This window comes from Streptomyces sp. NPDC025651 (assembly GCF_055558735.1).
Map to the genome: position 1 here is coordinate 26,837 of NZ_JBVHLZ010000011.1, position 20,662 is coordinate 47,498.

Annotated in this window: 20 protein-coding genes; 10 read left to right on the forward strand and 10 right to left on the reverse strand. The window is 71.3% G+C overall.

All coding sequences use genetic code 11. From position 1 onward, the window contains the following. Nucleotides 1-112: 112 nt before the first annotated feature. Both ACZ4D5_RS32515 and ACZ4D5_RS32520 read left to right on the forward strand, forming a co-directional pair. Nucleotides 113-835 (forward strand): class I SAM-dependent methyltransferase, encoded by a 723-nt coding sequence (locus tag ACZ4D5_RS32515; RefSeq protein WP_467776051.1) that lies wholly within the window; start codon nucleotides 113-115, stop codon nucleotides 833-835. Continuing rightward, on the forward strand, nucleotides 828-2,411 hold the full coding sequence (locus tag ACZ4D5_RS32520; protein ID WP_467776052.1) for an MBL fold metallo-hydrolase: 1,584 nt from the start codon (nucleotides 828-830) through the stop codon (nucleotides 2,409-2,411). Before ACZ4D5_RS32515 ends, ACZ4D5_RS32520 begins: the two co-directional genes overlap by 8 nt. Nucleotides 2,412-2,502: 91 nt before the next feature. Here ACZ4D5_RS32520 and ACZ4D5_RS32525 read toward each other — a convergent pair whose 3' ends face one another. Then, entirely contained in the window at nucleotides 2,503-3,117 is a 615-nt protein-coding gene (locus tag ACZ4D5_RS32525; protein WP_467776372.1) for an LmbU family transcriptional regulator, read from the reverse strand. 380 nt (nucleotides 3,118-3,497) lie between these two features. On the opposite strand from ACZ4D5_RS32525, the gene ACZ4D5_RS32530 reads away from it, so the two are divergent. Beyond that, a complete protein-coding gene (locus tag ACZ4D5_RS32530; protein WP_467776053.1) occupies nucleotides 3,498-6,710 on the forward strand; it encodes an amidohydrolase family protein in 3,213 nt (1,070 codons plus the stop codon). 77 nt (nucleotides 6,711-6,787) lie between these two features. On the opposite strand, the gene ACZ4D5_RS32535 is transcribed toward ACZ4D5_RS32530, so the two are convergent. From ACZ4D5_RS32535 to ACZ4D5_RS32550, 4 genes are all read right to left on the reverse strand, one after another. Continuing rightward, the gene (locus tag ACZ4D5_RS32535; protein ID WP_467776054.1) at nucleotides 6,788-7,408 is read right to left on the reverse strand and encodes an L-threonylcarbamoyladenylate synthase; all 621 of its coding nucleotides are present in this window, start codon (nucleotides 7,406-7,408) and stop codon (nucleotides 6,788-6,790) included. Nucleotides 7,409-7,497: 89 nt separating this feature from the next. After that, entirely contained in the window at nucleotides 7,498-7,983 is a 486-nt protein-coding gene (locus ACZ4D5_RS32540) for an SRPBCC family protein (RefSeq protein WP_467776055.1), read from the reverse strand. 1 nt (nucleotide 7,984) lies between these two features. Beyond that, complete coding sequence (locus ACZ4D5_RS32545; RefSeq protein ID WP_467776056.1) at nucleotides 7,985-8,365, reverse strand: ArsR/SmtB family transcription factor; 381 nt, start codon at nucleotides 8,363-8,365, stop codon at nucleotides 7,985-7,987. A gap of 91 nt (nucleotides 8,366-8,456) precedes the next feature. Then, nucleotides 8,457-9,338 (reverse strand): alpha/beta fold hydrolase, encoded by an 882-nt coding sequence (locus tag ACZ4D5_RS32550; protein WP_467776057.1) that lies wholly within the window; start codon nucleotides 9,336-9,338, stop codon nucleotides 8,457-8,459. A gap of 166 nt (nucleotides 9,339-9,504) precedes the next feature. On the opposite strand from ACZ4D5_RS32550, the gene ACZ4D5_RS32555 reads away from it, so the two are divergent. Continuing rightward, on the forward strand, nucleotides 9,505-10,296 hold the full coding sequence (locus ACZ4D5_RS32555; RefSeq protein WP_467776058.1) for a DJ-1/PfpI family protein: 792 nt from the start codon (nucleotides 9,505-9,507) through the stop codon (nucleotides 10,294-10,296). Nucleotides 10,297-10,329: 33 nt separating this feature from the next. Here ACZ4D5_RS32555 and ACZ4D5_RS32560 read toward each other — a convergent pair whose 3' ends face one another. After that, on the reverse strand, nucleotides 10,330-10,677 hold the full coding sequence (locus ACZ4D5_RS32560) for a DoxX family protein (protein ID WP_467776059.1): 348 nt from the start codon (nucleotides 10,675-10,677) through the stop codon (nucleotides 10,330-10,332). 387 nt (nucleotides 10,678-11,064) lie between these two features. Here ACZ4D5_RS32560 and ACZ4D5_RS32565 point away from each other — a divergent pair, with 387 nt between their 5' ends. Then, nucleotides 11,065-11,808, forward strand: a complete 744-nt coding sequence (locus ACZ4D5_RS32565) for an N-acyl homoserine lactonase family protein (RefSeq protein WP_467776060.1) — start codon at nucleotides 11,065-11,067, stop codon at nucleotides 11,806-11,808. Nucleotides 11,809-11,840: 32 nt separating this feature from the next. On the opposite strand, the gene ACZ4D5_RS32570 is transcribed toward ACZ4D5_RS32565, so the two are convergent. After that, nucleotides 11,841-12,383, reverse strand: a complete 543-nt coding sequence (locus tag ACZ4D5_RS32570; RefSeq protein ID WP_467776061.1) for a DUF6368 family protein — start codon at nucleotides 12,381-12,383, stop codon at nucleotides 11,841-11,843. A gap of 122 nt (nucleotides 12,384-12,505) precedes the next feature. Between ACZ4D5_RS32570 and ACZ4D5_RS32575 the strand changes: the two genes are divergently transcribed. Continuing rightward, the gene (locus ACZ4D5_RS32575; RefSeq protein WP_467776062.1) at nucleotides 12,506-12,928 is read left to right on the forward strand and encodes a nuclear transport factor 2 family protein; all 423 of its coding nucleotides are present in this window, start codon (nucleotides 12,506-12,508) and stop codon (nucleotides 12,926-12,928) included. Between the two features lie 300 nt (nucleotides 12,929-13,228). On the opposite strand, the gene ACZ4D5_RS32580 is transcribed toward ACZ4D5_RS32575, so the two are convergent. Together ACZ4D5_RS32580 and ACZ4D5_RS32585 are read right to left on the reverse strand one after the other, a co-directional pair. Then, a complete protein-coding gene (locus ACZ4D5_RS32580) occupies nucleotides 13,229-13,645 on the reverse strand; it encodes a VOC family protein (RefSeq protein ID WP_467776063.1) in 417 nt (138 codons plus the stop codon). Between the two features lie 10 nt (nucleotides 13,646-13,655). Continuing rightward, nucleotides 13,656-14,096: a helix-turn-helix domain-containing protein gene (locus ACZ4D5_RS32585; protein WP_467776064.1), complete on the reverse strand. Its 441-nt coding sequence runs from the start codon at nucleotides 14,094-14,096 to the stop codon at nucleotides 13,656-13,658. Between the two features lie 177 nt (nucleotides 14,097-14,273). Between ACZ4D5_RS32585 and ACZ4D5_RS32590 the strand changes: the two genes are divergently transcribed. From ACZ4D5_RS32590 to ACZ4D5_RS32605, 4 genes are all read left to right on the forward strand, one after another. Next, nucleotides 14,274-15,800, forward strand: coding sequence for an FG-GAP repeat domain-containing protein (locus ACZ4D5_RS32590; protein ID WP_467776065.1), 1,527 nt, complete (start codon nucleotides 14,274-14,276; stop codon nucleotides 15,798-15,800). A gap of 268 nt (nucleotides 15,801-16,068) precedes the next feature. Further along, nucleotides 16,069-17,433 (forward strand): vanadium-dependent haloperoxidase, encoded by a 1,365-nt coding sequence (locus tag ACZ4D5_RS32595; RefSeq protein ID WP_467776066.1) that lies wholly within the window; start codon nucleotides 16,069-16,071, stop codon nucleotides 17,431-17,433. 340 nt (nucleotides 17,434-17,773) lie between these two features. Further along, nucleotides 17,774-19,063: an amidohydrolase gene (locus ACZ4D5_RS32600; RefSeq protein ID WP_467776067.1), complete on the forward strand. Its 1,290-nt coding sequence runs from the start codon at nucleotides 17,774-17,776 to the stop codon at nucleotides 19,061-19,063. A gap of 121 nt (nucleotides 19,064-19,184) precedes the next feature. Next, nucleotides 19,185-19,781 carry a vitamin K epoxide reductase family protein gene (locus ACZ4D5_RS32605; RefSeq protein WP_467776068.1) on the forward strand — a complete coding sequence of 199 codons (597 nt, stop codon included), beginning with the start codon at nucleotides 19,185-19,187 and terminating at the stop codon, nucleotides 19,779-19,781. 14 nt (nucleotides 19,782-19,795) lie between these two features. Here ACZ4D5_RS32605 and ACZ4D5_RS32610 read toward each other — a convergent pair whose 3' ends face one another. Continuing rightward, nucleotides 19,796-20,656, reverse strand: coding sequence for a LysR family transcriptional regulator (locus tag ACZ4D5_RS32610; RefSeq protein WP_467776069.1), 861 nt, complete (start codon nucleotides 20,654-20,656; stop codon nucleotides 19,796-19,798). Nucleotides 20,657-20,662 lie beyond the last annotated feature (6 nt).

The following is a 20,662-nucleotide window of genomic DNA, read 5'->3' on the forward strand; positions in this document are numbered from 1 at the left end:
GCCAACGCGCCCAACTCCTCTTGCTGTTGGGCTAAGGTCGCCGTGCGCCGCAGGACCCCTCTGTGCTGTCCCGGTGCGGTTCTGCTGCGTTTCATTCCCCGGAAGGGGGCTCATGACAGAAGAGGACAGCCGCCTGCGCGGCCTTCAATCCCTGGACTTCCAGGAAAGGTTCGACTCCAGGCTGGCGGAGATCGACGCACTGGCCGGATTCGACACGGCCCATGGGGTCGAGACGAGTCGCCCCATCGAGCCGTGGGAGATTCCGGAGGCCGACGAGGAGACACTGAGCTCACATTCCCGATACTCGCCCACGCCGATCCGTACGATTCTCCATGTCATCGCGTCGGCACCGGTCGACCATCAGGACGTCTCCTTCGTCGACTTCGGATCCGGCAAGGGCCGAGTCCTGCTCGCCGCCGCCGACCTGCCCTTCAAGAAGGTCATCGGTGTCGAGTTCTCGGAATACCTGTGCGGTATGGCAAGGGCGAACATCGAGAAGTACCGGGCGAGCAGCCAGAGGTGCCACGACATCGAGGTCCGCTGCGAGGACGCGAGGGATTTCACGATCCCGGCCGACGCGGCCTTCTTCTATCTGTACGAGCCGTTCACCAAGGACATCGCCGACCAGGTCTTCGGCAACATCGAGGCGTCGCTGCGCGACCACCCCCGGCCGGTGATCGTCTGCCTCGTGGGCGAGCGGCTGCTGCCCGCGGTGGCGGCAAGGACCGGCTGGCAGCAGCTCGGCGAGACGTTGGTGTCACCGGACGACCCCTACTTCGACGCCCGGCTCTTCACCGTGAACCAGACCCATTCTGAAAGAGGCATGAATGCCTGACGAGCAGGTTTTTCTCAAGTCCAAGGCCATAGTCGAGCCGTTGGTGGACCGGTTCTACGCCTGGCTGCACACCCTCGCGCCGGCACAGGCGGCCCTGAACCTGGCGAACCGTCAAGTTCCGATGCTCGAGTCGTACCTGCAGTCGCCGCAGGTGCACATGGCGGCCAGCGTGAATCCCACGCTGCGTGGCGGCTTCTTCGTGAACATCCACAAGAACCGGCGCGACGAGGTCCAGGACCTGCTCGACTCGATCAAGCGGGATCGCGCGGACATGCTGCGATTCGCATCCGCGATCGCCCAGGGGCATGAGCTGCTGCGGGAGGCCGCGACCGGATTCGACCTCACGCCGCTCTACCCGAAGCTGCCGGCCGAGCTGGGTGGCCTGGTGGAACTCGTCTACGACACCGAGAACCAGGCAGCGATGCGCGTCATGGAGCCCCTCCTGTACAGGAGCGCGGTGTACGCGGAGGACCGGCAGTCGGTGCAGCTGTCGCTGGAGCCGGGCACGGAGCGGCCCTTCATCCTGAGCACGCCGCGGCTGCCGTCGCCGGATGTGCTGGAACTGCCGATTCCGTTCCGCCACGGCGGCCTGGAGGAGCTGTTCAAGGCGCGCGTGAGTCCCACGACGCACGCCCGGCTGCGTGAGGCGCTGGAGCTGGACGACGCGCAGGCGGCCCAGCTGTCCGGGCTCCTCAGCGACCGGCCGAGCCTGGCCGAGGACCGCCACATCGAGGGCGGCGGACGCATCCGCTACTTCGGACACGCCTGCCTGGTGCTGCAGACGCCCGAGGGCTCGGTGGTGACCGACCCGTTCATCAGCGCGGACAGTTCCATGTCCGGCCGGTACACGCTGGACGACCTCCCGGACTTCATCGATCTGGTCCTGATCACGCACGGCCACCAGGACCACATCGTGCTGGAGACGCTGTTGCAGCTGCGCGGCCGCGTCGGCGCGATCGTGGTGCCGCGCCCCTCGCGCGGCAACCTCTCGGATCCGTCGATCGCGCTGGCGCTCAAGCACCTCGGCTTCCCGGTGGTGGAGGTGGACGACTTCGACGAGGTGCCGTTCCCCGGCGGGAAGGTCGTGGCGACGCCGTTCCTCGGAGAGCACTGCGACCTGGACATCAGGAGCAAGTCGACGTACTGGGTCGAGCTCGCGGGCAAGAAGGTGTTCATCGGGGCCGACTCGTCGGGCATCGAGCCGACGCTCTACCGCTATGTGCGGGAGCACCTGGGAACCGCCGACATCGCGTTCCTGGGCATGGAGTGTGACGGAGCCCCGCTCACCTGGCTCTACCAGGCGTTGTTGACCACGCCGGTGACCAAGGCGATGAGCAACTCCCGCAAACTCTCCGGGTCGAACGCGGAACAGGCAGCGGCGATCACGACCGAACTGGGCGCCCGCGAGGTGCACATCTACGCCATGGGCGAAGAGGAGTGGCTGGGCCACGTCATGGCGACGACGTACAACGAGGACACCTACCAGATCAAGCAGATCGAAGAGTTCATGAAGTGGTGCGCCGACCACGGCATCAAGGGTGGCCATCTCTTCGGCCAGCAGGAATGGCGCTGGTAAAGCCTCCTTGACAGGGGGGAGATCTGCATTCAAGGGGTGCCCTCCGCCCACCGCAGGGGCAGAGGGCACCCCTTACGCAGGAATCCGGGAATTAGACGGCATTGTCAACGATGGACCTGATCCAGTCCTTCAAATCCTGATTGCTCTTCCTGGCGGCGGCCCGCCATCGTTCCAGTCGGATCTCGTCCAGCTGTAGGTTCAATTGGACCGGAGGGGTGTCGGGCTGATCTCGCGCAGGAGAAATGCTGGCCCGGATCTGGCGGCGCAACTCGTCCCGGGTCCAGTTCAGTCGAGCGGCGAAGTCAAGCCAATGGTCCTGTTCCTCCTTGGTGAGTGCTGCGACTTCCATGTGGTGATGGAACGTCAATTCCTTGCGGCGGCGGCCCGGCTCGAACTTGCGGGCCACCCATGCGTAGTTGCGCAGGGTCTGGTAATGGAGCGACGTCCCCTCCATGGCTCGTCGGTATCGCCCTACGTAGTGGGTCTGCCCGTATACGAGCCAATCGCCGATCCACCAGGCCGACGAGTCCACGACGGTCTGAATCCGCTCGCCCACTTGACACCAGGACGCGATCGGCAGGTTGTCGGGGAGGTGGAGACAGGTCCGTCCGGAGAGCATCTCGGAATCCAGAAGGGCAACTCCATCTGTCGCCTCGACGTGCAAAGTTGAAGTCGCGCTTCGATCTGGCATTGGTCGCATAGCCATCCCCCTGTCATCTCGTGTGGTCACACGCCAACCCGATGCAACTTACATGGGCATTCGCGCGATCGGCGGCGGCCCCCTCGGTCGGCTCACGGGATCCGTGCCGGTATGGGGGCGAGACCCGTGGCGCCATGGTGGCCCCATGCTGATGCCACGTGCAAGCTTTGGCTTATCTTTGCCGGATTGGCTTGAATTGGCCCTGGCTGACCTGCTGGTATGTATTGCGGGCAAGTTGAGGCGCAACGAATGCCGGACCTGCTGTTACTCCTGGGGGGTTGGGATGGCGCCGAGTGGTGCTGTGCGGTGCCATACCGTCAACCCTCGGCCGCTCGTCCTCGTGGGGTGTTGTCCACGGCCTCGGTGATGGGCGAGTGTGCTCTGTCATGGACTGTGACCGGAACAACGCCGTGTTGCCTCTGTCTCGTCGTCAACTGTTCGTCGCCGCAGGCGCTTCCGGGGCGCTCGCGGCGCTCGGGGCCGCCCCCGCGCCGGCGCGGCCGCGCACGAAGGTCCCCGTGTCGTTCACCCGGGTCACCAACGGCGCGGCGGCCCTCTCGCCCGCCGCGGACCGACTGGTCGTCGAGGCGCAGGCCACGCTGTGGTCCCTGCCGCGCGGCGGCGGCGAGGCGGTGCCGCTGACACCCTCCGGGCTCGAACCGAACCGACCCGTGTACGCCCCGGACGGGACGTCGGTCGCGTTCGGCGCCTACCAGGGCGGCGGCTTCCACCTGTGGACCATGCGTGCCGACGGGACGCGGCTGCGGCAGCGCACCGAGGGGCCCTGGGACGATCGCGGTCCGGCCTGGTCACCCGACGGAACCCGCATCGCCTTCGCGTCCGAGCGCGGCGGCGACCCGGTCAAGGGCGGCTCGTACCGGATCCATGTGCTGGACCTCGCCACCGGAGAGATCAGCCGCGTCACCGGTCGCCCCGGACAGGACGGGCCGCTCCAGGACGGGCCCTGGGAGGACTTCGACCCGACCTGGTCGCCGGACGGGAGACGGATCCTGTTCGTCCGCGGCAAGGTCGTCACCAGACCGCAGGGCCTCGCGCTCGACGCGCGTACCGTCGCGTCCGTCGCGGCCGGGGGAGACGGCCCCGTCACCGTCGTCCACACCGAGACCGAGGTCGAGGCCGCGCAGGTCATGACCCCCGTCCTGGACGCGGACGGGAAGCGCCTGGCCTATCTGCGCACCACCGCGTCCCCCAACGGCTCCTGCACCCTCGTCGTCGACGCCGAGGCCGTCGCGATCGACGGCGACGTGGCCCCCGTGCCGCCGCGCTGGACCGCCGAGGGACGGCTGCTGCTCACCGTCGACGGCCGGTTCGCGCTCGTACGCCCCGACGCGCCCGATCGGGTCGAGGAGATCCCGTTCGACGCCACCCTGCCGGTCGAGCGGCCCCGGTACCGGGTCAAGGAGTACGACCTCGGCCTCGGGCGGGCCCGGCCCGCGCGCGGCATCCACCTGCCCGCGCTCTCGCCGGACGGGCGGCACATCGCCTACGCCGCCCTCAACTCCCTCTGGCTGGCGGACACGTCGGGAAAGCGACCGCCCCAGAGGCTGCGCCGCGCGGCCGCCACCGGCTATCTGCTCGGTCCGACCTGGGCCAGGGACGGCAAGTCCCTGGTGTACGCCGACGACCGTGACGGACTGCTCGGCGTGTACCGCCGCGACCTCGCCACCGGCGCCGAGACCTCCCTGGCCACCGGCGGCCGCGTCCACCCGGCGCTCTCGCCCGACGGCGCGCGGCTCGCCTGCCTGGACATGACCGGACGCCTGATGGTCCGCGACGTCGACTCCGGCGAGGAGCGTGCGCTGGTGGCGCCGCTCGGCGGCGGGGGGCTGCCGGGCCGCCCGAGCTGGTCACCGGACGGCCGGTACATCGCGCTCTGCGACCGCAACCGCCTCAACTTCCGCTTCCGCGAGGGCTACAACCTCGTCCGGATCGTCGACGCCGCCACGGGCAAGGACCGCCTGCACGCCGTGGCACCCCACGCCTCGCTCTCCGACCGGTACGACTCGGGGCCCGTCTGGTCGCCGGACGGCCGCTGGCTCGCGGTCGTCGTCGAGTCGGCGCTGTGTCTGCTGCCCGTCGAGCCCGACGGCACCCCGCGCGGCGCGCTGCGCGTGCTGTCCTCCGAACCGGCCGACCACCCGTCCTGGTCGGGGGACTCGAAGTCCCTGCTCTACCTGTCGGGTGCCGAACTGCGCCTGATCGGAGTCGAGGGGAGCCGTCCGCGCACGGTCCGGGTGCGGGTGGACCGGCGCAGGCCCACGCCCGCCGACCTCGTGGTGCACGCAGGACGGTTGTGGGACGGCACGGGAGAGACGGTGCGCGAGGACGTCGACATCGTCGTCCGCGGTGGTCGCATCGCCTCGGTCCGGCCGCACCGCGCCGCCCACCGCACCCCCGCGGACCGGCGCGTCGACGCCTCGGAGCGCACCGTCGTGCCCGGCCTGTGGGACACCCACACGCACCCCTGGCAGAGCACGTACGGCGGCCGCCAGACGGCGGGGCAACTCACGTACGGCATCACGACCGCCGTCTCGCTGGGCGGTTTCGCCTACGAACAGGCACGGATCCGCGAGGCCGTCGCCTCGGGCGAGCTGGCGGGCCCGCGCCTCCTCACGACGGGTGAACTCCTCGACGGCTCCCGCGTCGCGTACAGCATGGGCCGCGCCCACCGCAGCAGAGCGGCCCTGCGGCGCACCCTGGAACGCGGCGCGGCGCTCGACTGGGACTTCGTCAAGACCTATGTGCGGGCTCCGAGTTGGGTGATGGAGGAGGCGGCACGCTTCGCGCACGAAAGGCTCGGCGTGCGCACCGGCGGTCATCTGCTCTCGCCCGGAATCCAGCTGGGCCAGGACCTGACGACCCATCTGCAGGCCACCCAGCGCGCCGAGTTCGGGCATGCGATCACGGCCAAGGGCCGCGCGTACGAAGACGTCGTGGAGATCTACAGCGCTCGCGGCGCGGCCTTCTCCCTGATCGCCACGCCCTTCACCTCGTCGCCGCTGCTCGGCGCGGACCCCGGCCTCGCGGACGACCCGCGCGTCACGGCCGTGATGGCGCCGTGGGACGCCGCGTCGGTGAAGGCCGCGGCGGGAACGCCACCGAGCGAGGCCCAACTGGCCACGCTGCGCACGGAGATCGACATCTACCGGCGCGTCCTCGCCGCGGGCGGCCAGGTCGCCCTCGGCACGGACCAGCCCATCGTCCCGGTGGGCCTCGCGCTCCACCTGGGCCTGCGCGCCCTGCACCTCGGCGGCTGCTCCCCGGCGCAGGCGCTGCGCACGGCGACCCTGCTGCCGGCCCGCGTGTTCGGCCTCGACCGGGAGCTGGGCACGCTTGAGGAGGGCAAGGTCGCCGACGTGACCGTGGTCGACGGCGACCCGTTCGAGGACTTCGACGCGATGGTGCGGACAGTGGCGGTGCTCCGGGGCGGAACTCCGTACACGACCAAGGACCTGGTCTCGACGTTCGAGCGGCTGCCCGGGTCAGGGGCCGACTCCGGGTCCCGGGCGGAGCACGAGCACTGGCTCAGGACGGGGCGGCTGATGCGCAGGGACGGCTGCTGCGACCCGCTGGTCTGAAGCCTGCCCGAGCTGCCCCGGCCGCCCGGCCGGCGGGGGCGGCTCGGGCGGCGGGGGCAGCTCGGAGCCGCTCGAAGCTACTCGAAGCGCGAGGTGTCGCCCGCTCCCCGGCGTACGATCTCGGCCTCGCCGTCGGAGAAGTCGATGACGGTGGTGGGTTCGGTGCCGCAGTCGCCGGAGTCGATGACCGCGTCCACCACGTGGTCGAGGCGCTCCTTGATGTCCCACCCCTGCGTCAGCGGCTCGTCCTGGTCCGGCAGGAGCAGCGTGCTGGACAGCATCGGCTCGCCGAGCTCGGCCAGCAGGGCCTGGGTGACGGTGTGGTCGGGGATCCGGACGCCGACGGTCTTCTTCTTGGGGTGCAGCAGCTGGCGCGGCACCTCTTTGGTGGCGGGGAGGATGAACGTGTAACTGCCGGGCGTGGCCGCCTTGATGGCGCGGAACACGTCGTTGTCGAGGTGCACGAACTGGCCCATCTGCGCGAAGTTCTGGCACATCAGGGTGAAGTGGTGGCGGTCGTCCAGGTTGCGGATCGACCGGATGCGGCCGATGCCGTCGCGACTGCCGAGCTGACATCCCAGCGCGTAGCAGGAGTCCGTCGGATAGGCGACGAGCGAACCGGAGCGGATGCCGTCGACCACGCTGGTGATGCTGCGCCGCTGCGGGTTGTCGGGGTGCACGTCGAAGTACTTGGCCATTGGGCGAGTCTAGGTGACCGCGGCGGCCGCGGCGGCGCGGCACCGCCGCGGCCGCCGTGACCGCACCGCCACGAGGCGTCGCGTCGCCGTCAGCCGCCCAGCAGCGCGTCCATCTGCCCCACGGCCTCGCGCAGGCCCTCGGTGACGCCCATGTCGAGCACCTGCTGCATCTGCTCGCGCGAGTCGTAGACGGAGCGCATCTCCATGCGGGTCCCGCCGTCGTGCTCGGTGAGCCGCATCCGTACGGCCGTGACCGGCAGGTCGGAGACCGGCTTGCCGTCCTGATCGGCGAACCCGTCGGTGAAGTCCAGGGACGTCGGCGGCTCGATCGCGGTGATCCGCCACCACCCCCGGTGCTTGTCGCCCTCCGGTCCCGTCATGTAGTACGTGACGTCGCCGCCCGGGGTCAGGTCGTGCTCCTCGAAGGTCGCCGGGTAGGTCGGGGGACCCCACCAGCGCTCCAACTGCCGCGGGTCGGACCACAGTTGCCACACCTGATCGACCGGGGCGGTGAAGTCGGCGATCAGTGTCAGGGTGAGCCGGTCGAGATCCTTGTCGATGCTGGTGACGCTCATGTCAGTGTCTCCTTGACGGGTCGTTGTCCTCGGCGGTGGGGGCGGAGGCGGGGGCCTCCGCCAGGAGCTGCGACATCCGGTCCACGCGCCCCCGCCACACCGCTTCGAGCCGGTCGAGTGCCAGCCGTGCCTGACGCAGGGCCTCGGGGTCCGTGTGCACCAGCTGCTCCCTGCCGTGCCGCTCCTTGGTGACGAGCCCGGCGCGCTCCAGGACCGCGACGTGTTTCTGTACCGCGGCGAAGCTCATCGGGTAGGCCTCGGCCAGCCGCGACACCGACGTCCCGTCCCGGACACAGCGGCGCAGGATGTCCCGTCGTGTCGTGTCGGCCAGGGCGTGGAACAGTCGGTCCACGGCTTCGTCGTTCACTTCACGTACAACCATTTGGTTGTACGTTAGCGCGGCCGAGGCCCGGCGTCGACCGGAAGCGGCCCTCCGGGCCTCCGGGCGTGCTCCGCGCACCTCCCGGGGCACCTCAGCGGTGGGCGTCCAGGGTGTGCCGCAAGGCCTTGGCGAAGGGCTCCGGCGCCCCGTGCTGGCCGTACTCGCCACCGAGGAAACCGGCGTGGTGGCTCGGGAACACCGCGAGCTCGCTGCCGAGGCCCTCGGCGATCCGGGCCGCGGCGCGGGCGGCGAACTGACCCTCGGACTCCTGGCCCGCCGCGAGCACGACCTGCGTGGACGCGGCCCGCAGCGCGGCGAGGTCGAGCCGGTAGTGGGTGCAGCCGATGAGGTTCTGGCCCAGGAGCGCGTCGTCCCGCGAGCCGTCGTCCTCGGTCGGCAGCCCGAAGTCCGCGGGGGCGGGGACGGGCTCGTCCGCCCAGGTGGCCGGGAACGGCCCGGTCCGGCTGGTCGCGGCGATGAACTTCGCCATGCCGGGCCCCAGGCCCTCGCGCAGATAGGTCGCATGGATGTCCGCGCAGACGGCGAGCGCCGTCTCCCGGTCGGGGAGCACCTGTGCCGCCGGCGGCTCGTGGGCGACGAGGGTGTGTACGAGATCTCCGTGCCGCTCCACCAGGGCGAGGGAGTTGACCGCGCCGCCGCTGGAGGCGAAGACGTCCACGGCTCCCGTGCCGAGCGCCTCGATGATCCGCCGCAGGTCGTCGGCGTGCTCCTCGGGCCTCGACACCGGGGCGCCGTCGGTGCGGGGGCTGCGGCCTGTGCCGCGCGGGTCGTAGGTGACCACGGTCCGGTCGGTGAAGTGAGAGGCCAGGGTGGTGAACCCGGCGGCATCCATCGGCGAGCCGAGCAGGAAAAGGATGCGGTCATCGGTCGCGCCGCCGGTCAGGGGGCGGCGGATGTCGTAGGTGAGGGTCGCCCCGGTCGCGGTGAGCGTGCGGGTCTCTGTCTCGGTCATGGATGTCTCCTTCGGTGATGGCGTTCTCGCAGGGTTGGACCGCCCGCCCGGTCGGAACTCATCGCCGTCACGCGAACGAGTTTCCGGGGTCGGGCGGGAACCCGGGCCGGGTCCGGCGCGACTACTGGACCGTCAACCGGTGGACGAGTGAGGGGTGTTGGCGGTCATGAGCGGAGTGAGGGCGAAGGGCGCGGGGCGGGAGCCGAGCCGGCGTGGGGTGCTGCGGGGCGGAGTGTCGGGGGCGGTGGGCGCGGGGCTCGCCATGGCGGTCGGTACGGGCGGCGGCTCCGCGCACGCGGCATCCGGTGATGAGCGCCTGCGGGTGGCGATCCTGCTGTACGACGGGTTCACCGCGCTGGACGCGGTGGGGCCGTACGAGGTGCTGTGCCGGGTGCCGGGCGTGCGCGTGACGATGGTCGCCCACGAGGCGGGACCCGTGCGCACCGACACCGGGGAGCTGTCGCTGGTGGCCGAGCGGGCCATGAAGGACGTGCACCGAGCCGACGTCCTGCTGGTGCCCGGCGGCGGCAATCGCGGGACCACGGCGATGATGGGCGACGCCGAGGTCCACGCGTGGATCCGCCGCGTCCACCGGCGGTCGCTCTGGACGACGTCGGTGTGCACGGGCTCGCTGATCCTGGGAGCCGCAGGGCTGTTGCGCGGTCTGCCCGCCACGACGTACTGGGCGTCCCGGCCGTATCTGAAGGAGGTCGGCGCGACGTACACGCCGGGGCGCTTCGTCGAGACCGGGAAGATCATCACGGCCGCCGGGGTGTCCGCCGGGATCGACATGGGCCTCCGTCTGGCGGCCCGGCTGTCGGACGTGAAGGTGGCGCAGGCGATGCAGCTCGCGGTCGAGTACGACCCGGACCCCCCGTACGACACGGGGAGCCCGGAGAAGGCGGACGCGGAGACGGAGGCGTTGGCCCTGAAGCTGATCGCCGACGCGTCCGGCTGACGCGTCAGGGCCTGCCGTGCGCGCCCCGCGTGCTCAGGCGGTCATCCCGAGGGCGAGGGCGGCGACGACAGGGGCCGCGTACACCAGCGGGAAGGGGATGTGCGCGTACCAGCGTGCCCGGGCCACGGCGATGACGGCACCGGCGAAGTAGAGCACCAGGCCGATGCCGGCCGCGACGCCGATGGCCGGCACGAGCAGCCCGCCCAACAGGCCCGCGGCGCCCGCCGCCTTGGCGGTGCCGAGCCAGGGCAGCCACGACGTGGGGACGCCGTAGTCGGCCATGGGCCGGGTGACCCACGTGGCGCGCAGAAAGACGGAGGCGGCCGAGAACCCGGTCATGGCGGCGGCGACGACGGTGACGACGACGTGGGTGGTGGACATGGGGAACGCTCCTCATCAGGCGGTCACCGGCGGCGCGTGGCGGCGTCCCGGCCGGGCCCTCGTGGCCCGTTGTTCCCATGACGGGCCCCGTCGCGGATGTGTGACGGGCGGGCGGCGTCAGTTTTCCGGATCGACGGATGACCGGAGGCCGGCAGGACCTCCCAGCCGACACCGGATTCCGCGAGCTCCGGCGGCACCGCGACGAAGCAGCCGAATCCGCTCAGGACAGCCGCGCCGTGCCAACGGAGGCGACGGCTGGGCCAGTTCCTGCTCGGCTTCACCGCCGGGCCCCCGCCCCCGTCTCCCGCCCTTGCCGCAAGACCTCGGCCCGCTCTGCTGTCGGCAGAGGGTCCTTCCGCGCCGGTTGACGTCTGCAAGCATGGCCTGATGGAGCCGAAGAAGACAGAGGCGGACACGGGGAAGAGGGAGACCGTGCGCCGGCTCGACCTCGGATACTTCGTCCGGCCCGCGAAGGAAGCGGGAGCACCGGAGCCGCGCGTCGAACCCGCCCTCGCCTATCTCGTGCGGCGGGACGAGGGCCTCCTGCTCTTCGACACCGGCATCGGCGCCGCCGACCCCGGCACCGAAGCGCACTACCGCCCCCGGCGCAGGCCGCTCCAAGAGGCCCTCGCCGAGGCGGGGGTCACCTGCGCCGACATCTCCGTGGTGGTGAACTGCCATCTGCACTTCGACCATTGCGGCGGTAACCCCCTGTTCGCCGGCACGCCGATCGTGGTGCAGGCGCGGGAGCTGGCCACGGCCCGCCGGGGCGGCTACACCATCGACGAGCTCGTCGACTTCCCCGGTGCCGAGTACCAGGAGATCGACGGGGAGCAGGAAATCTGGCCCGGAGTGCGGGTCGTCCCCACCCCGGGGCACACCGAGGGCCATCAGTCCCTGGTCGTCCGGCAGCCCGACGGGACGGTGGTCCTCGCGGGCCAGGCGTACGACTTCGCCACGCACTTCGCCTCGGACCACATGGCGCTCCGGGCCACCTCGGACGGAGCCGAACCACCGCTGCCCTCCTACCGCCCTTGGCTGGAGCGGCTGTTGGAGTTCGATCCGCGCAGGGTGCTGTTCGCGCACGACGGTTCGGTCTGGGAACCCACGGAGGAGCGACCGGTCGCTTGAGGAGTGACCGCGCTGCTCGAGGAGTGACCGCGCTATGTGAGCAGCCGAAACCCGGGAGCCCCGACCCAGGCCCGCAGAAACTCGGCCGAGCCGTATACGGCCGGCCAGGGGTCGGCCGTCGTGGCGAGAACTCCCGGCAGACTCGCCACGATCGGCACCTGATCCGCCCGGAGTTCGGCGATGGCGACGCCCCCGATCACGTCCATGACGGCCGCGGCCAGCAGAGCGGTGACAGCGTGGTCGACCTGGCTGCCGCAGAAGGCGATGACGTCCACCGCGTGGGTCGGCGTGAACCCGATGAGCCGCTCTTGATCCACCTCGTCGGCGTGCTCCGCCTCGACAGTCGATTCGTCGCCGAACCCGGGCCCCATGAGGGAGACGAGGATCGGCCGAGGACCTTCGAGCAGGTCCGCGCCCGTGACACCCAGGAGCTCGGCCCGCACGTGGAGGTCGTACTCGCCGACGCGTTTCTCGTCGCAGCGCGCCGAGACGTCGGCCAAGAGACCACGGAGCCGCCGGACGGTACCGGCGGGAACCGCCTGGTTCAGCTCGATCACCAAGACAGGGCCACTCATCCAGCGGAGCCCAAGGGATGTCCCGTAAGGCTCGGACTGAACGACGGGGCCGACTGGACGCCCCACGGTGCCGGGTGCTTGGACCGGCGCCATCCCGGACCGCTCGGCCTACGCTGAGACGCATGGCGGACCTGCAGCGGCATCCCCACATCGAGACGGCGGTCGACTACCACCACGCGGTTGCCCGTGGCGCGGTCGGCGAGGAGCTCGCCCGGTTCTTCCACGACGACGTCGTGCACGTCGAACACCCCAACCTGTTCTTCCCCAAGGGCGCGGTGCGCGATCTGACCGCCGTGCTCAAGGCGGCCGAACAGGGGCGTCACACGCTCAGGGAGCAGACCTTCGAAGTGCTCAACGCGGTGGCGATGGGCGACCAGGTGGCCCTCGAAGTGGCCTGGACCGGCACCTTGGCCGTGCCGCGGGGCGATCTGCCCGCGGGGCACGTGCTGCTCGCCCACATCGCGACCTTCCTGGAGTTCCGCGACGGCAAGATCGTCGCCCAGCGCAACTACGACTGCTACGACCGGCCGCGCTCCGCTCGGTGACGCCGACGTCGACGCCGAGACCGACGTCCGTCGCCGACCCGCTCGGCGATGCCCGGGGTGAGGTCCTGCGCCTGCTCCTCCAGGTTCCACTTCCCTTTCCGGTAGGCGTGGTTGCTCACCCAGGAGACCAGGACTCCATCGGCGGGGCGGCGGGCCAGGCCCCCGAGTGACCACCCGTTGCCGCCGTCGTGCCAGGTGAGTGGAGAGGGCGGCCCGCGGCGGAGCCGGACCCCATGCGTCATCCGCCGCGCCCGCTCACCGCGCGAGCCGTCTACGGCCGCGTACCCCCCTCCCGGGGCTTCACCGCTCGCGGGTCTGGGTGAAGCGCAGCATGTTGCCGGCCGGGTCGCGGAAGGCGCAGTCGCGCACCCCGTACGGCTGGTCGACCGGCTCCTGCAGCACCTCGCCGCCCGCCACGCGGATGCGCTCGAAGGTGGCGTCGCAGTCGTCGGTGGCGAAGATGACGGCGCGCAGCAGCCCCTTGGCGAGCAGTTCGGCCATGGCCTGCTTGTCGGCGGCGGAGGCGTTCGGGTCGGCGAGGGGCGGTTCGAGCACGATGCTCACGTCGGGCTGCGAGGGCGCGCCGAGAGTGACCCAGCGCATCTCCTCGAACGCGACGTCATCGCGTACTTCCAGGCCCAGGGCGTCCTGGTAGAAGGCGAGCGCCTCGTCGTGGTCGTCGACGGCGATGAAGCACTGAGAAAGCCTGATGTCCATGCGCTCCACGCTAGGAGCGGGGCGTGGGTTTGGCTTCTCCGTTCCTGACCGGTCGCGTATGGATCTTGGCGATGCAGGCCGGGACGGCGGCGCCCTCTTCGTGGCCACGGGCGCGATAGGCGCTGGGGCTCTCGCCGACGAGCTCGGTGAAGCGCGAGCTGAACGATCCGAGCGACGTACAGCCGACCTCGAAGCACACCTCCGTGACGGTGAGGTCCCCCCGCCGCAGCAGCGCCTTCGCACGCTCGATCCGGCGCGTCATCAGGTAGCTGTACGGGGTCTCGCCGAAGGCGGCACGGAAGCTGCGGGAGAAGTGGCCGGGCGACATGAGCGCGGTGCGCGCCAGCGCGGGGACGTCGAGCGGCTCGGCGTAGTCGCGGTCCATCAGGTCGCGTGCCCGGCGGAGCCGGACGAGGTCTTCCAGCGTCGTCACCTGTTCACGATCCCACATCGGGTCCTCACCCGCGTGAGCTCCAGAGACCTCACCGGCGACCGTCACGTCCTCCTCGTTTCACCGCACCCACCGACACCCATCCACACGCACCGACACGCACCGACGTGATCGGATGGTTACCGCCGCGTGAGCCATTCGCCGCCGTGACCTGCGAAGACTGCTGGCATGGGACATGTGAGTCGTAGGAGGCGGTGGGCGGGGCCCGCGCCCGCCCTGGTCTGTGCCGTGGTGCTGCTCGCCGCCTCCTGCTCGGCGGGCGGGGACGAACACGCGGACCGGAAGGACGCGCTCGGCCGCTGCCGAGGCGTGCCCGCCGCTTCCCCGACGCCGGCCGAGGCCGCGCCGAAGGAACGGCGGAAGCCGCTGAACCGCGACGACTTCAACGGCGACGGGCAGCACGACCTGCTCACGACCGGCATCCACAAGAAGCCCGGATCCGGCTGGTCCGCCCACCAGTTCCTGCTGCTCGGCGCGCGGGGCGGCGACGTGGCGAGCCGCCGGATGTCTCTGTCCGACCGCTTCCCCGATCTGGGCAGGGCCTGGACCGACGCGACGAACAGCGGCTACGGCATCGAGCAACTCACCGGCGACTGGGACGGGGACGGCCGTGCCGACCTCCTCCTCAGCGCCTCCCGCGAGACGCAGGACAGCGGGGGCATGCGGTATGAGGAGCAGTTCGTCTGGGGCGGGGAGGGCGGCTTCGGCGGGGAGCGCGCGCGGCTGACGGCGACCAGGTCGCCCCACATCGCCTCGGGCGACTTCGACGGGGACGGGGCGGCCGATCTCGTGTCGGGCCCGTACGAGGCGTCCAAGAAGCCCGGCAGTGAAGTGCGGTGCGTGGCCGTGGACTTCGGACCGTTCACCCGGAGCGGAGAGCCCGGGGCGCGCCGCTACGTGGACATCTCCCGGCGCGGCTCCGTCTACACGCAGTCGTTCACCGCGGGCGACTTCGACGGGGACGGCCGCGACGAGTTCGTCACCACGGGGTTCCGGCACGAGGGCGAGGACATCCCGGACGAGAGTCATCGCGACTTCTTCGTGGACGCCTCGTACCACCGCGTCGGCACCGATCGCTCGGTGGTCCGCGCGGGCGGCCTGAAGCCCCTCGGCCACGGCAGGAACACCGGCTACGACCCCGAGAGCGGCGGGGACCCCCAGCCGGTGACATCCCCACCGACCAGCCTCGACACATGGCCCACGGGCGACTTCGGCGGCAACGGCCGCACGGATCTGGCCGACGGTGGACGGATCCTCTACGGAGGTCCGGCGGGCCCCGGCACCGGACGCCCCGCCACGGAGCAGCCCGGCGGCGACGACCGGGTGGTGGGCGACGTGAACGGCGACGGCCGCGACGATCTGGTCGTCGCCGACTTCATGGGCCCGCTGGACCAGTCCGGGAACGTGGCGGTGTTCCTCGGCGGCGACGACGGCCTGGCCCGCAGCGCCGCGTACACCTTCGACCGCACCGACGTCGGGATGCCGAAGGCCCGCCCCGCGGACGACCACGACCGCGACCGCTTCGGACGTGGCCTGGCCGCGTCCGACCTGAACGGCGACGGCTGCGCCGAACTGGCCGTGCCCACACGCAACTTCCGGGGCCAGTCCCCGAAGGACCTGATATGGATCGTCCCGGGGAGCGCGAAGGGCCCTGTCACGTCCCGGGCGGTACGCCTCGACCCCGCCCGCGTCGGGCGGGGCTGAGCCTGACACCGTCGGGGATCTCGGAGTTCTCCGGTGCGGCAGCAGGGTCGACGGGCCTGCTCGGGTCGTACGCGACCGGCAGGCCGCCGAGGTGGTGCGCTGCCGCGTCGCTTTCACGTACGGACGCTCCAAGGACCTGCGAATCGGTCCTTCCGGTGTGGTGATCGCGCCAATGACCGGGCGTGCGTTGACTCCGGCCGTGCGCATCGGAGAGGTTCACCGGCGTTGACAGAGCCGATCGATCCGGTCGGCGGGGAGGGGTCACGTCATGACGACATCCGGCATGCCCGAGAGCACACGAAGACCGAGCCGGCGCACGGTGCTGCTCGGCGCGGCGGCCGCGGTCGCGGCCACCGCGGTGGGGATACCCACAGCCCGAGCCGACGCCGCGCCCTACGAGGCGGTCCACTACTGGAGCAAGATCCACGAGGACACCGTGAAGAAGGTCGGCGGCGCACCGGGCCCGCTGACCCGAGCCGCCGCCATCATGCATCTGGCGATGTACGACGCCGCGAACTCCGTCACCGCGATCGGCCGTCCCTATCTCACCAAGCAGCCGCTGACCGGGCCCACTTCGCTGAACGCCGCCATCGCGACGGCCGCCTGGACCGTCCTGCGCAGCCTGTATCCGTCCACGTACTTCGACGGGAACTACGGCTTCGCCTTGTCCCAGGACTCCGCGTCCGTCCCGCAGGCGGACAAGGACCGGGGCATCACCGTGGGGCGTGCGGCAGCCGAGGCACTGCTCGAGGCCCGCGCCGACGACGGGTCCGGCACCCCCACCGGCTACACGCCCGTCGGGGTGCCCGGGGCGTGGCGGCCCACGGGACGCGAGGCCGCGGCCACACCGCACTGGGGCAACGTCAGACCGTTCGGGCTCACCGCACCTGACCAGTTCCGGCCCGGCCTGCCCGGGGGCTTCTCCGACTACGCCACGCTGCTGCGCAGCCAGGAGTACGCCGCCCAGGTCAACGAGGTACGCACACTGGGCGGGCACACCGACACGGCGGTCACGAAGGTGACCCGCACCGCCGAGCAGACCGAGATCGCCCACTTCTGGGCCAACGACCTCGACGGCACGTACAAGCCGCCGATGCAGCTGTTCCAGCACACCCGCATCATCGCCCGCAAGTACACGCTGACCATCGCGCAGAACGCCCGCCTGTTCGCCCTGCTCGCCGCCGCGCTGGCCGACGCGGGCATCGCGGCGTGGGACGCCAAGTACAACACCGCGATCGACCTGTGGCGTCCGGTGTCCGCGATCAACCTCGCCGACACCGACAACAACGCGGCCACACCGCACGATCCGGCATGGCGCCCGCTGTCCTCGTACACCGACGGGACGAGCTTCACCCCGCCCTTCCCCGCCTACGTCTCCGGGCACGCCACCTTCGCCGGCGCATGGTCACGCGTCATGCGAACCCACTTCAACACCGACGCCATCACCTTCTCCGCGACCACCACCGACACCTACGAAGGCGGCATCACCCGCCGCTTCACCAGCCTGTCGGCGGCAGCGAACGAGAACGCCCTCAGCCGCATCTACCTCGGGGTCCACTACCGCTGGGACTCCGACGGAGGCCTAGCCGTCGGTGACGCGACGGCCCGTCACATCACCGACACCCTCCTGTAGGGACACCCCGAGCGGTCTGGCCGGGCGCGGTGCGCCCGGCACCGTCACGGCACCGCGCCTTGTGCTCAACCAGCGCCCCGGTCCCGTCGCGCAGGGGCATTCACGGGCGGCCGGTGGCCGGTTCGGGCGGGCCCGCCACCCCGGCAGCCTCGTGGAACCGCTGCGGCCGGCCACCGCGACGGGAGCACGAGACCGGCCAGGGTTCAAAGATGGGTTCTGGCGGCGGCGTGAGGTGGCGGGGTTCGGTCTGTCGGTGTCTCCTGGCCCGGACGGCCTCCTCGCGCAGGAGCCCGTACACGCCGGAGTCGCGGCCCCGCGCCGCCTCGACAGGGAGGCCACCGTGAGTGACGAGCCCATCCACCCGGAACTGGACCGGCGCGCGGCCGCCGTGGCGGAGCAGGTGATCCGGTGGCGTCACCACCTGCACCAGCATCCGGAGCTGTCCAACCGGGAGGGCGCCACCGGCCGGCTCGTCGCCGACCATCTGCGCTCGCTCGGCCTCGACGAGGTGCGCACCGGCATCGCCGGGCACGGAGTGGTCGGAGTGCTGCGCGGCGGTCGGCCCGGCGACAGGGCGATCGTCCTGCGGGCCGACACCGACGCGCTCCCGGTGCCGGACCTCTGCGGTGCGGACTTCGCTTCGAAGGCCGTGGCCGTGGACTACCCGGGCGGCCCGTTCCCGGTCTCGCACGCCTGCGGCCACGACGGCCACACGGCGATGCTGATGGGCGCCGCCACGGTCCTGTCCGGCGTACGCGAACAACTGCCCGGCACCGTCCTGTTCGTGTTCCAGCCCGCCGAGGAGGGTCCGCCGGTCGATGAGAAGGGCGGCGCGCGGGAGATGCTCGCGCAGGGCGCCTGCGACGATCCGGCCCCCACGATGGCGTTCGGCATGCACGTCACGCCGTACCCGAAGGGCTACGTCGGCTATCGCGTCGGCAACCAGTACGGCGCGTCCTGCCTGATCAAGATCGTTGTCTCGGGGCAGCAGGTGCACGGCTCCACTCCATGGCAGGGCATCGACCCCATGCCTCCGGCGGGCGCGATCATCACGGGCATCGGCCAGCTCTACCGGCAGCTCGACGCGTTCCACCCGGTCACCGTCACCATCGGGCACATCGAGGACGTCGGCCGCTTCAACATCATCGGAGAGACGGTCACCCTGTGGGGCACCATCCGCTGTGCGGTCGAGGACGACATGGCCGATGTGCGGCGGCGCCTGGAGACCTTGGCGGATCACACCGCCCGGGCGTACAACTGCACGGCCGCCGTGGAGTACATGCAGGACGTGCCCGCCGTGCACAACCGGCAGACGTGGATCGACGCCACCCTGCCGACCTTCCGGCGCGTGGTCGGCGACGACAGGGTCGTGGAGACGGGAGCGACGCTCGGCTACGACGACGTCTCGGAGTTCGTGAACAGATACGGCGGCCTGTACGTCATGCTCGGCGTCCAGGACGCCGAGTTGAACGACCGGGGCGCTCCCGTCCCCGTTGCCGGGGGCCGCGGTCTCGTGGTCAACCACAACCCGCACTTCTATCTCGACGACGACACCCTCGTCACCGGGGTGCGGCTGCATGCCCATGTGGCGTACGACCACCTCACGGGGGCCCTGACCGCACGGGGGTGAGGTTTCCGCACCGGGGGAGGAGAAGGGGACGTACGCCCCGCTCCTCCGGGCCGGATCTCGTGCCGCGCACGGGACCATCGCCCCTGCCCGCGCGCACCGGGCGGACGCACGCTTGAGGATCATGTCCGAGCCCTCCGCCTCCGCCCGTGTGCCCGTCGGCCGCGCCCTGAGTCTGCTGATGCTGTGCGCGGGCGTCCTCGGCGCCGTCGCGTCGACCGTGCTCACCTACGACCGACTCGCCTCGCTCGCCGACCCCGCCTTCTCGCCGGGCTGCACCATCAACGCCGTCCTCAACTGCGGCGACATCATGGACGCCTGGCAGAGCGACGTGCTCGGCTTCCCCAGCACGCTGCTCGGCTCCGTCGGCTTCGCGGCGCTCGCCATGCTCGGCCTCGTCCTCGCGACCGGCGCCACCGTGCCGGTGCGGCTGTGGTGGGGCGTGCAGGCGGCGGTCACCGCGGCGTTCGGCTTCGTGGTGTGGCTGATCGGCCAGTGCCTGTACGTGATCGGGGCGCTGTGTCCCTGGTGCATGCTCGTGTGGGCCGTGGTGCTGCCCCTTTTCTGGTACGTCACGCTGCACTCCCTGCGCCGCGGCCTCCTGCCGGCTCCCCGCCGCCTGACGGAGGCGCTGTCCTCGTACGCGTGGGTGGGCCCGGTGCTGATGTACGGAGTGGTGGCCGTGCTCGTCGTGACACGGTTCGGCGCCAGGCTCTGGTGACCGGCCGGCCCCTGTCAGGCGCCGGCCGCGAAGACGTCCCGCGCGAGGGCCAGCAGGTCGGGCACGGCGGGGTGGGCCGGACCCTCGGGCCAGGCGAGGACGACCGGAACCGTCGGCGCGTCCGCGAGCGGGCGGTAGACCAGCAGCGGATGCGCGTGATTGCTCGGCGTGGCCACGGTGGAGATCCCCACGGCGCGGCCCGCGGCGATCGCGATGAGCCACTCGTCGGTGTTGGTGACCTCGATGGACGCGACCGGACGGTCCTTCGGCGGCCACAGGTCCAGGGTCGTCGTGCCGGAGACGGTGTTGAGGGCGATCGGGTACGAGGCCAGGTCCGCCAGTGTGACGCGGGGGAGCGCGGCCAGCGGGCTGTCCGCCGGCATGACCGCGACCCGTTCCTCCGATGCGAGGAGCTCCGTGCGGACCCCGGCCGTGGTGACCGCGCCGCGCAGCAGGGCCGCGTCGACCTTGCCCTGGGTGAGTCCCGCCGTGCGGTCGTCGACGCGGAGCAGCTGCAGCGCAGTGCCGGGGTGCGTCTCGTCCCAGCGGCGCAGCAGCGGCACGGTGTGGTTGCCGAGCGCCGCCCAGGTGTGTCCGAGGCGCAGGGGCCTGCTGCCGAGAGCGCCCGGGTCCAGGGCGCTGTCGACGGCCGCGAGGGCGGCGGCCGCCTTGTCGCGGAACGCGCGGCCCTCGGCGGTCAGCTCGAAGTGGTGCGTGGACCGGTCGGCGAGGCGTGCCCCCAGGTGGTCCTCCAGATGGCGCAGGGTGCGGGAGAGCGCGGGCTGGGCGACGTGCAGGCGGGCGGCGGCGCGCGTGACGTTGCCTTCCTCGGCGATGGCGAGAAAGGCACGAAGATGCCGCAGCTCGATGGTCATGCTTGA

Bases quoted from the DNA above. Each gene is read 5' to 3' on its own strand.
- ACZ4D5_RS32515 (WP_467776051.1), top strand. From the start codon at position 113: ATGACAGAAGAGGACAGCCGCCTGCGCGGCCTTCAATCCCTGGACTTC.
- ACZ4D5_RS32520 (WP_467776052.1), top strand. From the start codon at position 828: ATGCCTGACGAGCAGGTTTTTCTCAAGTCCAAGGCCATAGTCGAGCCG.
- ACZ4D5_RS32525 (WP_467776372.1), bottom strand. From the start codon at position 3,117: ATGGCTATGCGACCAATGCCAGATCGAAGCGCGACTTCAACTTTGCAC.
- ACZ4D5_RS32530 (WP_467776053.1), top strand. From the start codon at position 3,498: ATGGACTGTGACCGGAACAACGCCGTGTTGCCTCTGTCTCGTCGTCAA.
- ACZ4D5_RS32535 (WP_467776054.1), bottom strand. From the start codon at position 7,408: ATGGCCAAGTACTTCGACGTGCACCCCGACAACCCGCAGCGGCGCAGC.
- ACZ4D5_RS32540 (WP_467776055.1), bottom strand. From the start codon at position 7,983: ATGAGCGTCACCAGCATCGACAAGGATCTCGACCGGCTCACCCTGACA.
- ACZ4D5_RS32545 (WP_467776056.1), bottom strand. From the start codon at position 8,365: ATGGTTGTACGTGAAGTGAACGACGAAGCCGTGGACCGACTGTTCCAC.
- ACZ4D5_RS32550 (WP_467776057.1), bottom strand. From the start codon at position 9,338: ATGACCGAGACAGAGACCCGCACGCTCACCGCGACCGGGGCGACCCTC.
- ACZ4D5_RS32555 (WP_467776058.1), top strand. From the start codon at position 9,505: ATGAGCGGAGTGAGGGCGAAGGGCGCGGGGCGGGAGCCGAGCCGGCGT.
- ACZ4D5_RS32560 (WP_467776059.1), bottom strand. From the start codon at position 10,677: ATGTCCACCACCCACGTCGTCGTCACCGTCGTCGCCGCCGCCATGACC.
- ACZ4D5_RS32565 (WP_467776060.1), top strand. From the start codon at position 11,065: ATGGAGCCGAAGAAGACAGAGGCGGACACGGGGAAGAGGGAGACCGTG.
- ACZ4D5_RS32570 (WP_467776061.1), bottom strand. From the start codon at position 12,383: ATGAGTGGCCCTGTCTTGGTGATCGAGCTGAACCAGGCGGTTCCCGCC.
- ACZ4D5_RS32575 (WP_467776062.1), top strand. From the start codon at position 12,506: ATGGCGGACCTGCAGCGGCATCCCCACATCGAGACGGCGGTCGACTAC.
- ACZ4D5_RS32580 (WP_467776063.1), bottom strand. From the start codon at position 13,645: ATGGACATCAGGCTTTCTCAGTGCTTCATCGCCGTCGACGACCACGAC.
- ACZ4D5_RS32585 (WP_467776064.1), bottom strand. From the start codon at position 14,096: ATGTGGGATCGTGAACAGGTGACGACGCTGGAAGACCTCGTCCGGCTC.
- ACZ4D5_RS32595 (WP_467776066.1), top strand. From the start codon at position 16,069: ATGACGACATCCGGCATGCCCGAGAGCACACGAAGACCGAGCCGGCGC.
- ACZ4D5_RS32605 (WP_467776068.1), top strand. From the start codon at position 19,185: ATGTCCGAGCCCTCCGCCTCCGCCCGTGTGCCCGTCGGCCGCGCCCTG.
- ACZ4D5_RS32610 (WP_467776069.1), bottom strand. From the start codon at position 20,656: ATGACCATCGAGCTGCGGCATCTTCGTGCCTTTCTCGCCATCGCCGAG.